Annotated in this window: 10 protein-coding genes; 3 read left to right on the forward strand and 7 right to left on the reverse strand. The window is 68.3% G+C overall.

What is annotated here, in order from left to right; translation table 11 throughout:
• Positions 1-104: 104 nt before the first annotated feature.
• The 4 genes from pstB to P0Y41_RS06270 all read right to left on the reverse strand — a co-directional run bounded on the left by pstB (position 105) and on the right by P0Y41_RS06270 (position 4741).
• Positions 105-995, reverse strand: a complete 891-nt coding sequence (pstB, locus tag P0Y41_RS06255) for a phosphate ABC transporter ATP-binding protein PstB (RefSeq protein WP_390214997.1) — start codon at positions 993-995, stop codon at positions 105-107.
• Positions 996-1004: 9 nt separating this feature from the next.
• On the reverse strand, positions 1005-2660 hold the full coding sequence (gene pstA / locus P0Y41_RS06260) for a phosphate ABC transporter permease PstA (RefSeq protein WP_284063100.1): 1656 nt from the start codon (positions 2658-2660) through the stop codon (positions 1005-1007).
• 1 nt (position 2661) lies between these two features.
• The gene (gene pstC, locus P0Y41_RS06265) at positions 2662-3621 is read right to left on the reverse strand and encodes a phosphate ABC transporter permease subunit PstC (RefSeq protein ID WP_284063101.1); all 960 of its coding nucleotides are present in this window, start codon (positions 3619-3621) and stop codon (positions 2662-2664) included.
• An 88-nt stretch (positions 3622-3709) separates the two neighbouring features.
• The gene (locus P0Y41_RS06270) at positions 3710-4741 is read right to left on the reverse strand and encodes a PstS family phosphate ABC transporter substrate-binding protein (protein ID WP_284063102.1); all 1032 of its coding nucleotides are present in this window, start codon (positions 4739-4741) and stop codon (positions 3710-3712) included.
• A 282-nt stretch (positions 4742-5023) separates the two neighbouring features.
• On the opposite strand from P0Y41_RS06270, the gene P0Y41_RS06275 reads away from it, so the two are divergent.
• Entirely contained in the window at positions 5024-6085 is a 1062-nt protein-coding gene (locus P0Y41_RS06275) for a phosphate uptake regulator PhoU (protein WP_284063103.1), read from the forward strand.
• Positions 6086-6128: 43 nt separating this feature from the next.
• Here the strand turns inward: P0Y41_RS06275 and P0Y41_RS06280 are convergent, their stop codons facing one another.
• Together P0Y41_RS06280 and P0Y41_RS06285 are read right to left on the reverse strand one after the other, a co-directional pair.
• On the reverse strand, positions 6129-8084 hold the full coding sequence (locus P0Y41_RS06280) for a molybdopterin biosynthesis protein (protein ID WP_284063104.1): 1956 nt from the start codon (positions 8082-8084) through the stop codon (positions 6129-6131).
• Complete coding sequence (locus P0Y41_RS06285) at positions 8081-9352, reverse strand: molybdopterin molybdotransferase MoeA (RefSeq protein ID WP_284063105.1); 1272 nt, start codon at positions 9350-9352, stop codon at positions 8081-8083. The genes P0Y41_RS06280 and P0Y41_RS06285 overlap by 4 nt, the downstream gene beginning before the upstream one ends.
• A 151-nt stretch (positions 9353-9503) precedes the next feature.
• On the opposite strand from P0Y41_RS06285, the gene P0Y41_RS06290 reads away from it, so the two are divergent.
• A complete protein-coding gene (locus P0Y41_RS06290; RefSeq protein WP_284063106.1) occupies positions 9504-9860 on the forward strand; it encodes an Hsp20/alpha crystallin family protein in 357 nt (118 codons plus the stop codon).
• A gap of 5 nt (positions 9861-9865) precedes the next feature.
• The gene (locus P0Y41_RS06295) at positions 9866-11731 is read left to right on the forward strand and encodes an ABC1 kinase family protein (protein ID WP_390215000.1); all 1866 of its coding nucleotides are present in this window, start codon (positions 9866-9868) and stop codon (positions 11729-11731) included.
• A gap of 91 nt (positions 11732-11822) precedes the next feature.
• Here P0Y41_RS06295 and P0Y41_RS06300 read toward each other — a convergent pair whose 3' ends face one another.
• Positions 11823-12725 carry an alpha/beta fold hydrolase gene (locus P0Y41_RS06300; RefSeq protein ID WP_284063107.1) on the reverse strand — a complete coding sequence of 301 codons (903 nt, stop codon included), beginning with the start codon at positions 12723-12725 and terminating at the stop codon, positions 11823-11825.
• Positions 12726-12749: the final 24 nt, after the last annotated feature.

Below are 12749 nucleotides of genomic sequence, written 5' to 3' on the forward strand. Positions count from 1 at the left end.
AACGGTACTGTAGAATTCGACGGGGCCGATACCGAACGAGACTGACGCGACTGTGGATCGACCGGGGCTCCCCCGGTAGAAACCGACGGACCGGACGCGCCGATCTACCCGAACTTGCCGGTGATGTAGTCCTCGACGCGCTGGGACTCGGGGTTCTCGAAGATCTTGTCGGTGTCGTCGAATTCCACGAGTTCGCCGCCGGTGAGGAACACCGCCGTCTTGTCGGAAATCCGGGCCGCTTGCTGCATGTTGTGGGTGACGATGACGACCGTGTACTCCTCGGCGAGGTCGTCGATGAGGTCCTCGATCTTCGAGGTCGCCACCGGGTCAAGCGCCGAGGCGGGCTCGTCCATCAGGATGACTTCCGGGTCGGGCGCGATGGCGCGCGCGATGCAGAGGCGCTGTTGTTGCCCCCCCGAGAGGTCCAGCCCCGACTCGTCGAGTTGGTCTTTTACCTCGTCCCACAGCGCCGCGCGCTTGAGCGATTCCTCGACGATCTGATCGTAGTCCCCCTCCTTGTTCTGGATCTCCAGCCCGTAGGCGACGTTGTCGTAGATCGATTTGGGGAAGGGATTGGGCTTCTGGAACACCATCCCGACGCGCCGGCGGAGCGCCACCGGATCCACGTCGCCGTCGTACACGTTCTTCCCGCGGAGGAAGAGGTCGCCCTCGACTCGCGCGGCGTCGATCATGTCGTTCATCCGATTGATGCAGCGGAGGAACGTCGACTTGCCACAGCCCGAGGGACCGATCATCGCGGTGACGCGGTTCTCGGGGATCTCCATCGTGATGTCGTTGAGCGCGCGGTTGTCGTTGTAGTAGACGCTTACGTCGCGCGACTCGACGAGCGTGTCGGCATTGTGTGCGTGCCCGGTGTCGCTCACGCTCTCGCTGACATCCGTCTGGATCGACATCTCCGTCGACGGATCGCTCGTCGTCGCTTCGCCGCCGTCGGGCTCGATTCTGTCGTCCGTCGGTCCGTGTCTGTCAGTCATGATTGTGGATTACTGCTCACTCTGATACCTGTTTCGCAGGACGATCGCCACGGAGTTCATCGCCAGCAGGACGCTCACGAGCACGACGACGCCCGCGGGCACCGCCTTCGTGTAGAAGTCCTCACTGGCGAACAGGCTCGACCACGCGAACACCTGTAGGGGCATGGCGCTCACCTTCGAGGTGAGCTCGGTCGGCAGCGAGAACAGGACGCTGGGCGCACCGATCATGATGAGCGGAGCGGTCTCACCGATCGCCCGGCCGAGCGCGAGTATCGTCCCCGTGAGGATCCCCGGAAACGCCCGGGGGAGCACGACGTTGCGGACGGTCTGCCACTTCGTCGCGCCCATGCCGTAGGACGCCTGCCGCATCTCGGAAGGCACGCTGCGGATCGCCTCTCGCGAGGAGATGATGACGATCGGAAGGATGAGCAGCGCCAACGTCGCGCCGCCGATGAGCACCGTTCCGGTCGGCTGCCCGAGGTACGTGACGAACACGCCGAGCCCGAGCAGGCCGTACACGACCGAGGGGACGCCCGCGAGGTTGGAGATGTTCACGTCGATGACCCGCGTGAAGCGGTTGTCGGGGGCGTACTCCTCGAGGTAGACCGCGGCGCCGACCCCGAGCGGGAACGAGAGCAGCGCGACCGTCACCATCAGCAGGATCGACCCGCCGATCGCGGGGTACAGCCCCGCGTTCTCGGCGGTTCGGCTGTGTGCACTCGTGAGGAACTGCCAGTCGACCCACGACTGGGGCCCGGCGAACCCGAGTGCGCCGACCGCGAGTTCCCCCACCAGCGCGCCGCCGATGACCGCGAGCGGAACGAGCAGACCGATCCGGTATCGCGGGCGGTCGACCGCCGTGCTGACCGCGTACGCGACCGTCGGGACCACCGAGACGGACGCGAGCACCACCGCCGGGAGCGGGTCGAGCCCGACGAACGGGCCGGCCAGAGCGGCGACGACGATCCCGACGAAGGCGGCTCCACCGGCCAGCAGCCCGGTCCGCCGGTCCCGGATCCCGGCAGCGTACCAGCCAATAACGGCCGCGACGCCGAGTCCGAGGGTCCCCGCCATGGACATCCAGTCCAGCGGAATGAACGGGGCCACTTGGACCATCTCCGGGACGCCCGGAAGGATCTGTGAGCCTCCGACAGCCGTTCCGATCGGTCCGGGCAGGCCGAACAGCGACAGGTAGAACGCCGCAGTCGTCAGTGCCGCCCGGGTGAGAAACGGGATCCGGTGCGCGCGCCGCTGGAGGGCGAGCACGACCGCGAACGGAGGCGCGAGCGCGACGACGTACGCCAGCCAGACCAGCGGCGGGAGGATGTCGACGAAGATCATCGCCGCGCCGCCGCCGAACATGAGCGTCACGACGAGCATCCCGACGGTCAACGACCCGTAGCTGAGCGCGTCGGTGTCGCGTCGGTAGAGGTACGCGCCGACTCCGATCGTCGGGAGCACGAGCGTGAGCAAGAACGTCAGGTGCCAGCCGGGGTCGGCCGTGAGCGGCTGGATCGCGTCGTTGGCGACGTACACCAGCAGGACGCCGAGCACGACCAGCCCGAATAGCGTCGCCGCCAGCATGATGTACCGGAAGATCGTGCCGACGGTCCGGCTGACCGTCCCGAAGCTCTCGATGTCGCCGGTGGAGGTGTCGGTGGCCATCTCAGTACTCCTCGCGGTACCGCTGTGCGATCAAGTCGCTGATAACGTTCATGGCGAGCGTGATGAGGAAGAGCGTCAGTCCGATGGCGAAGAGGCTCCGATAGGCGAGCCCTCCGCCCGTGATATCGCCCAACAGGAGCTGAACCATCGCCGCCGTCATGGGGAGGGCGCCCTCCTGATAGGCGGTCGGGTCGAGGGGGTTGAGGAACGCCGCCTGCGAACCGGCCGCGATGGTGACGGCCATCGTCTCGCCGATGGCCCGCGAGAGCGCGAGTATGAACGACGAGAAAATGCCCGACAGCGCTGCGGGGACGACGATTCCAGTCGCCACGTCGAACTTGGTCGCACCCATGCCGTAGCCGGCTTGCCGCAGGTCGTCCGGGACCGCCGACATCGCGTCCTCGCTGATCGACGCGACCATCGGGATGATCATGATCCCGACGACGATACTCGCAGACAGGAGGTTGAACGTTCCCGTGTTCGGGAGCACCGTTCGGATAGCGGGCGTGATGTAGATGAGCGCGAAGAATCCGTAGACGACCGTCGGGATCCCCGCGAGCACCTCGAGTGCGGGCTTGAGGAACGCGCGGTGGCGCGGGGCGGCGTACTCGCTGAGATAGATCGCCGTCGACACCCCAAGCGGGATCGCGATGATCGCAGAGCCGATCGTGATCATCAGCGTCGCCGACACGAGCGCGAGCACGCCGAACCGTTGGTTTCCGATCTCCCAGGTCGTCCCGGTGATGAAGTCCACGAGCGAGGCGGTCGCCCCCTCGACGCCCATCAGCGGCGCGGTGATGGTGAAGAACTTCGCCGCCTCAGTGACCAAGAGGACGACGATACTCACCGTGGTGACGATCGAGAGCACCGCACACACGAAGAAGAACGACCGCGTCAACAGCTCCGCAGGCGCGTTCTGCGTGTTTCGAGTGAGGTCATCCACGATGTCGTCGGTGCTCATTCAGATATGGGGTGGTGTGGGGGAGTGAAAATTTCTCCGTTCTCAGGCTCGTCGTACGCGTGACAGGTGCCTCAAGCCGGAACGGGGCTCAAGCGTCGTTGGCCGCTTCGATCGCGTTCTCGAGGGTCTCCATCTGCTCGGCCTGCTGGTCGTCGTCGAGGGGGACGTAGCCGACGTCGTTAGCGACGATCTCCTCGTTGGTGGTGTTTTCAATGAAGTAGCGAGCGAACTCCGCGACGTGGTCCTCGGCGAGCGAGCCCTTCGCGGGGTACGTGAACAGGGGGCGCGACAGCGGGGTGTACTCGCCGGACTTCGCCGTCTCCAGCGAGGGCTCGACGGGGCCGTCGCCGTCGTCGACGGCGAGCGCCTTCACCGCGTCGCTGTTCTGGCTGTAGTAGGCGAACCCGAGGTAGCCGATCGCGTACTGCGATCCCTGGACGCCCTGGACGATGGTGCGGTCCTGCTCGGTCGCGGAGTAGTCCTGGCGGTGACCCGGCCCCTCCTCGCCGATGATGGCCTCGATGAAGTAGTCGTAGGTTCCCGAGGCGTCGGAGGGGCCGAACAGCTCGATCTCCTCGTCGGGCCAATCGGCGTTCACGTCGCTCCACAGCTCGGGCTCCTCCTCGGCGGACCACAGCGTCTGCAGCTCCTCGACGGTGATCTCGTCGAGGAAGTCGGCCTCGTTGTTGACGATGACCGTCAGCGCGTCGGTCGCGACCGTCAGCTCGACCGGTTCGACGCCGTTGTCGGCGCACGCCTCCTCCTCGTCGGGCTGGATCGGCCGCGAGGCGTTGTTGAAGTCCGTCTCGCCGGGACAAAAGAAGTTCGCGAACCCGCCGCCCGACCCCGTCGACTGGACGTTGATGTTCACCTCGGAGTGTTCCTGCTGGAACGTCTCGGCGAACGCCGTCGCCAGCGGGAACACCGTCGAGGAGCCCGCGATGTCGATGGTGCCCGAGAGCTGATCCGAGTTTCCGCCGGAGCCGCCAGATCCGCCATCGGAGCCGCCCGAACCGCCCGAGTCGGGGTTGCTCGTACAGCCGGCCAGGCCGAGGACGCCCGCCGTTCCCGCAGCAGTCATGAAGGTACGCCGCGTCGCGGAGTCGGGTTGATCTCCCATCACCGGATCGGAGCCGCGAGGAACGTAAGTACCCTACTATGAGAAATATATAGAGATAGTGTGAGAACGAGTGATCCGGATCGTCGATTAGAAAAGACGCGCTCGAACGGCGACAGCTGGCCGACTAGACCTCACACGGGGCACCGACAGCCGAATGTCCCTATAGAGAATACGACAGGTCCGGAAAGACATCCGGTCTCACCGGCGGTCATCAACGCATCTCTGCGGATAGTATATAGATTCTCGACGGATTTAACAGCCCGTCGACCCGACGACACCACGATGGTCGAGACACGGAAGGTGCAGGTGACGGGCGGGTCGACGTACACCGTCTCCATCCCGAAGGGATGGGCGACGGACAACGGGGTCAGCGCGGGCACCGAAGTCGAGTTCTACCCGGAAGGCGACTCGCTGTTTCTCACCCCGGTGAGCGACGAGGGCCGCACGGAGGGGACGCTGGACATCGGCGACTTGGAGGGCGACCAGCTCACGCGCGCGGTGATGACGATGTACGTCTCCGGCTTCGACGTCATCGCGCTGGAGGCCGCTCGGATCACCAACGACCAGCGACGCACCATCCGCGACTCCGTCCAGAGCCTCGTGGGCCTGGAGGTGCTCGAGGAGACGCGCGACCGGATCGTCATCCGCGACCTGCTCGACTCCTCGGAGCTGTCGATCCACAACGCCGTGACGCGGATGCGGCTCATCGCCGTCTCCATGCTTGAAGACGCGGTGGACGCGCTCACCACCGGCGACGAGGATATGGCCCTGGACGTGATCCAGCGCGACGACGACGTCGACCGCCTCTACATGGTCGTTTCGCGGATCTTCCGAGCGACGCTTCGCACGCCGAAAGCCGCCGAGGACATCGGGCTCTCGCGGGAGGTGTGCTTCGACTACCACTCCAGCGCGCGTCAACTGGAGCGGGTCGCCGACCACGCGACGAAGATCGCACACCTCACGCTGGAGCTGCTGGGAAGCGAAGCGGCCGACGCCGTCGGCGGGGAGGTGCCGGCACCGGAGAACGGCGTCGACGAGGTGCTCCCGGCGGAGTTCAACGAGGCGCTGCAGACGCTCGACGAGGACGCTCGCGAGGTCGTCGACCGCGCCATGGAGGCGCTGTTCGCCGAGGACAGCGACGAGGCGACGGCGCTGGCGAACGAGGCCCGGGGCGCCGTGCTCGGCGTCGACCAGCGCGCCCGCGAGATCGACGAACTGCTCAGGGAGTTGGACCCCGCCCGCGCGCAGCTGCTGGGGCTCATCGTCGACTCCGTCTCGCGCTCGGCCGACTACGGCGGCAACATCGCCGAGACCGCGCTCCAGAAGGCCGCGCCGACGCCGTAACCCGGCGTCGCACCGTTCGGTGCCCGTCGTTTCGACCCGGCGACTACCGTCCGTACCCCGCCAGCGTCGCGAACACGTCGTCGCCGTCGGCGATCGCCTCGCGTAGCTGCCGCACGCCCGATTTGTCGGCGCGGGCGGGGTTCGCGTGGACGCGAACCGCCTCCGATCCCAGCGAGACGAACCCCGTGTCGAGCCGCTCGGCCGTCGCTCGCAAGCCCAGCCCCGCGTCCGCGTCGCCCGCGAGCACACGCCGCGCGGGCGACTCGTGGGCGCGAACCGCGCGGTCGAAGCCGTCGATCGCCTCGGTCAGCTCCCTGCGCGTGGTCCCGCGCTCGTCAGCCACGTCGGCCAGCGCGTTCGCCAGCGTGGTCCGCACTCCGGCGTTCGAGTCGCGGTTGACGAACCGGAGATCGCGATCCACCAAGTCCGCCAGTCCGGTCACGTCGTCGGGGTTGCCGGCGGGGACGATCAAGCCCCACTCGCGGGTCCACTCGCCGAGGACCTCCGTCGGAACCGGCTCGTCGTCGCCGGTCGGGTCCGGCGAGGCGACCGGGTCGCGTCCGGGCTCGCCCGCGACGACAGCGGCGTCGGGGACGCCGTCGCGCAGGCGACGCAGTCCCTGCCGGGAGCCGATCGGGAGGTACCGCGGCCGCTCGACGCGGTCCAGCAGCCGGGAGAGCGCGGGGTCGTCCTCGCCGACGGCGAACAGCGTCGGCGCGCGCACGTCCGGCGAGAACAGCTGTACCTCGACTGACTCGCCCGCCGCGAGGTACTCCGTGTCGGGGTCGACGACGACCACGCCGTCGGCCTCGACGAGGCTCGTCGTCGCGCCCGATCCCTTGTCGACGGGATACACGAGCGTGTTCCCGTCACTGTCTTCGACTAATCCGGCCGGCATCAGTCGCATCCGGCCCTCCGAGTAGCGCTCCTGTTGAGCCATCCGGCCGCTCGCGGTCGCCGTCTGCGGCTCCGGCTTCCCGGCCGCACGGCGGACCGCCGGCGCGACGAAGGTGCGGAAGATCGTCAGCGCGGACACCGGGTAGCCGGGGAGACCGACGTACGCCGATTCCCCCACCCGTCCGACCAGCATCGGCTTCCCGGGCTTGACCGACACGCCGTGGAGCAGGAGGTCGCCGCGCTCCTCGATGACCCGGTAGATCACGTCGACCGCGGACGCCGAGGTTGAGCCCGACGAGAGCACCAGATCGCACTCCTCGCTCGCCTCCACGAGCAGGCGCTCCATCTCGTCGTAGTCGTCGCCGGCGTGAGGGTACAGTCGGGCCTCGCCGCCCGCCTCCTCGACGCCCGCGGCGATGGTGTAGCTGTTCACGTCGTAGATCTGCCCGCGCTCGCTGTGCAGGTCGCCGCCGGGTCGGACGAGTTCGTCGCCCGTCGAGACGATGCCAACCGTGGGCGTTCCGCGCACGGGCACCGCGTCGACGCCCAGCGCCGACAGCAGGCCGATTTCCCGGGGCGTAATCTCCGTCCCGGGGCCGAGCGCGCGGCCGCCGGCGGCGATGTCGGCGCCCGCGAACATCACGTGGTCACCGGGGGCCACCGAGGTCCGGATCTCGACGGCGTCGACTCCGGCGTCGTCACCGCTCTCGTCCCCGGGTGCGACCTCAGTGGTCCGCTCGACCATCACCACCGCGTCCGCGCCGTCGGGCATCACCGCGCCCGTGGAGATCTCCGCGCAGGTGCCCGGCTCGACGGCCACGGCCGGCTCGCTCCCGGCGTGGACCGCGCCGACCAGATCGAGCGTTGCCGGGTCCACCTCGTCGGCCCCGAACGTGTCGCGCGCGCGGACCGCGTAGCCGTCCATCGATGCGCGGTCGAAGCCGGGTACGTCCAACTCGGCGTCGATCCGCTCGGCGAGCACGCGACCCCGCGCCTCGCGAAGCGGAACGGTCTCCGGCTCCGGCGCCAGGTCCAGCGAGGCGATCGCCTCGTGGGCCTCCTCGGGCTCCGCGAGGTCGCGGAACTCCCGGCGGTCGCTCATTCGCTCACCTCCCACAGCTCCACGTCGACGGCCTCGCCCGCGTCGAGCCCCTCTCGGGACTCGGGAACGACGACCCAGCCGTCCGCCAGCGCGACCGATGAGAGCATCCCCGATCCCGAGGCGCGGGTCGGCGTCGCCTCGAACGCGGGACCGTCGCCGTCGCGGGCCGCGTCGCTCGCCCCGTCGGTGTCGGCGCCGCGGCCGTCGATCGGGTCCAGTTTCACCCGCGCGAACGTCCGCACCCCGGGCTCGGAGGACACCTTCCGGGAGAGGGTCGCCGGCCGCGTCGGGTGCGGGTCGTGCGGGAGCGATCCGATCTCGCGGAGCACGGGGCGGAGGAACTGCACGGCGTTGACGATGCACGCGACCGGGTAGCCCGGCAGCATGATCACCGGCGTCTCCTCGACGACCCCGAGCGCGACGGGGTGGCCCGGCTTGAGCGCGACGCCGTGGACCAGCACCTCGCCGATCTCGTCGATCACCTCTGGGATCAGGTCCCGTTCGCCGACGGACGAGCCGCCGGTGGTGACGATGACGTCGTGGTCGAGGTCCCGTTCGACCGCCCCGCGAAGCGCGTCCTCGTCGTCAGTGACGATCTCGCGGTAGGTGGCGTCGCCGCCCCACCGCTCGGCCAGCCGCGAGACGGTGAGCCCGTTCGTCTCGATGACTTCGCCGGGGTCGGGATCGGCCTGTACCAACTCCTCGCCCGTCGGGATCACCGAAACGCGAGGGCGCTCGGCGACCGCGACGTCCTCCAGTCCGACGGACTTCAGGAGGCCCAGATCGGAGGGTCGGAGGCGGTGGGGCGGCTCGTACAGCGTCTGTCCCTCGGCCACGTCTTCCCCGGTCGGGCCGACGTTCTCGCCCTCGGCGACGGCGTCGAACACCTCGACCTCCTCGCCGACCTCGGTTATCTGTTCGATCTTGACCACGGCGTCCGCGCCGGGCGGGAGTTCGCTCCCGGTGTGAACGCGGACGGCCCCCTCGGGGGCGACCTCATCGTCCGCGGCGAACAGGACGGCCGGAGAGCGGTCGGAGGCGCCGAACGTGTCCTCGGCGCGGACGGCCCAGCCGTCCATCGCGGCGCGATCGTAGCCGGGGACGGGCGTCGGCGCAGTCGTCGCGTCCGCGACGGCGCGACCGTCGGCCGCCGTCAGCGGGACCGTCTCGGTCCGGCCGTGCGGGGCGACGGCCGCGAGGAGGCGCTCGCGCGCGTCGGCGACCCGGGTCCGGTTCTTGAACCCGGCCCGTGTGCGGTCGTGACTCATACCGTGTCGTTACGGTCCCGGAGTAAAAAGGCCGCCAGTCTGAGAGAGCTCCCCGGAATACTGCAGCACCCGTGTCCGCGGGAGTCACTCACACGCAACTGTCCCCGCCGCCACCGCGGCCTTTTTCGACGCGCCGCCCCTTTGCCCGTCCATGTCGAAGCTACGCGAGGCGCTCCGAGACCTTCCCGAACCGGTGTTCGCCGACCTGCTGGAAAGCGACGACGCGTACCTCCTCGTGATCGACCTCCCCGGCGCAAGCGCTGAGACCACCGACGTCAGCCTCGAACGCGGTCGCCTCCACGTCGAGGCGCGCCGCGAAAAGGCGCTCGAACCCGAGTTCAGCTACGTCGAAGAGGACCGCCCGCTGTTCCTCGACGCGGAGGTCCCCCTGCCGCCGGACGCGACCCACGAGGGGAGCGAGGCGGAGATGGAGCGAGGCGTGCTCTCGGTTCGGCTCCCCAAGCGCGCCGCCGCCCCCGAGCACGACATCACCGTCACGGACGCGTAACCCGGGTGGTGACGCTGGTCTCACTGCGTGCATACCGACGGTTTCCGGTCGTCATCTATCGGTTCCTCCCGCTGATCTGGGCGTTCCTTCGCGACCGCAAGCGATTCATCGTGGTCGGCGGGTCCCGGAAGGTGACCCGGGAGATGCGGCTCCGACGGGCGGAGGTGCTGCTCGACACCCTCCTCACGCTCGGGCCGACGTTCATCAAACTCGGACAGATCCTCTCGACTCGCCCGGACGTGCTCCCGGCGTCGTACATCGAGGTGCTGTCGTCGCTGCAGGACGACGTGCCCCCGGCGCCGTGGACGGAGTCCAGAGCCGTCATCGAGGACGAACTGGGTCCGGTCGATGCGGTGTTCGACGAGTTCGACACCGAGCCGATCTCGGGTGCGAGTCTCGGGCAGGTGTACGTCGCGACGTACGACGGCGAGGAGGTCGCGGTGAAGGTTCGCCGCCCGGGGATCGAAGCGCTCGTCGAGGCGGACCTCCGCGTGATCAAGTGGTCGCTGCCGCTGCTGTCGCGGTTCGTCGGCCAGGGGCAGGCATTCTCGCTGGACAACCTCGCCGAGGAGTTCGACAAGACGATCCATCAGGAGATGAACTACACGCGCGAGCAGCGCGTGCTCCGAGAGATCCGGGCGAACTTCGAGGGGAACGACCAGATCGTGATTCCCGAGCCCGTCGCGGCCGCCTCGGGACCGCGCGTGCTGACGATGGAGTACATCCCCGGCACGAAGATCTCCGACACCGCCGCGCTCGACGCGATGGGAGTCGATCGAACCGAGCTGGCGACGACGCTCCAGCGGACGTACCTCCAGATGATCGCCGAGGACGGCGTCTTTCACGCCGACCCGCACCCGGGCAATCTCTCGGTAACGCCCGAGGGGCAGATCATCTTCTACGACTTCGGGATGTCCGGCCGGGTCGCCCCGTTCATCCAGGAGAAGATCATCGACTTCTACATCGCCGTCGCCAATCAGGACATCAACGCCATCCTCGACGCGCTCGTCGAGATGGGAACGCTGTCGCCGGAGGCGGACCGAAAGGTGATGGCCGACGTCATGGAACTGGCGATCGCCGACGTGCGCGGGGAGGACATCGAGCAGTACCGCGTCCAACAGGTGATCGAGCAGGTGGAGTCGACGATCTACGACTTCCCGTTGCGACTCCCGCAGAACATGGCCCTCGTGTTGCGCGTCGCGACGGTCGTGGAGGGCGTCTGTGTCACGCTCGACCCGAACTTCGACTTCATCGAAGTCGCCACCGAGTACCTCTCGGAGGAGGGCTATCTGGAGGACACGGCCCGTCGGCTCGCCGGCGAGGCCGCCGACCAGACCCGCGACACGGCGCGCGCGCTGTTCACGGTCCCGCCGAAGCTCGACGAGGTGCTCGACACAGTCAACCGAGAGGACCTCGCGGTCAACGTCACCCTCGAGGACGACAACCACGTGCTCGACCGCCTCGCACAGCGGATCGCCTACTCCGTACTCACCGCGGTCGGCGGCCTGTCCGCGGCGATCATCTACTCGTTCGGCTCGACCATGCTCGACGTGTACCTCTCGATCGGGATCGTCATCGCCACCCTGCCGATGGTGTTCTTCCTGTACCGCTCGTTCACGAAGGACAAGCGGGGAATCCGCGCGCAGCCGCAGTTCACCCGGCAAAGCATGCGAGAGCGACAGTCGGCGGAAGCCGACGACGCAGAGTCCGGCGCCGCCGGCGCGATGATGCCCGGCGCGGTGAGTCAGGCCGATGGAACGGCCGACGCCGGAGCTACTGGCGAAGCCAGCGAACGCGGCGCACGCGAACGGCGCGACTGGGACGACGGCGACGGCGTCGCGATTGGCGTCGACGACGGCCGCTCGGAGTAGCCGGCCGTCGGTGGTGTCGACGTTTCCCCCCGTCGGATTCGGGGCCGTTCTCCCGTTCAGGCAATCTCCTCCGTTCGGTCGATTTCCCCGTTCAGGCGAGTTCGTCGATGATCGCGTCTGCGACCGTCACCGGCTGTTCGTGTTGGACCCAGTGGGTCGCCTCGTGGACGTTCGTGACTCGGCCGTCGACGCAGTAGTCGATCGAGTCGTACGCCATGCCGTGCTTGAGGAACTGGTCGTGAACGCCCCAGATCAGTCGAGTCGGCACGGTGACCTCGTCGTCGTCGGGCACTGGACGGCGCCGCGCGGCGGCGCGATACCAGTTCAACATCGCGGTGAACGCGCCCTCGCGGCGCCAGGCGTCGCGGTAGCGGTCGAAGTCGGCCGTGGAGAACGTGCCCGGCATCGACGACTCGCGCATCATCCGCACCGGGAGGCGCCAGTTCGCGGCCCGCGTCAGCGCCTCGGGCACCTTCGGAACCTGGAAGAACAGCGCGTAGCTCGACCGGAGAAGCTGGACGGGATCGCCCGATAGCGTCCGGCGGATCACGGTCGGGTGCGGCGCGTTGACGGCGACGAACGACAACAGCCGGTCGGGGTCGTGGATCGCAGTCCACCAGCCGACGACGCCGCCCCAGTCGTGCCCGACGAGCGCGGCCGTCTCGCGGTCGTACGCGTCGATCAGGCCGGTCACGTCGGCCGAGAGCGCCTCGATGCGGTAGTCGCGAACGCGGCCGGGTCGTTCGCTCCGGTTGTAGCCCCGCTGGTCGGGGACGACGACGCGATACCCTTCGTTGACGAGCGGTCGAATCTGGTCGCGCCAGCCGTACCAGAACTCTGGGAACCCGTGTAACAAGAGCACCAGTTCCCCGTCGTCGGGGCCGGCCTCGACGACGTGGAACGTCCGGCCGTTCGCCTCGACGAACGTCGACTTCCCCGGAACGTCCGCCGGGAGCGACCCCGAAGTGGTGGCCGCGTTGAGCGAGGAGTGCATCTCTCGTGAGCGTACGCGCTCGGT

The organism is Halobaculum halobium, from assembly GCF_030127145.1.
Lineage (GTDB): Archaea > Halobacteriota > Halobacteria > Halobacteriales > Haloferacaceae > Halobaculum > Halobaculum halobium.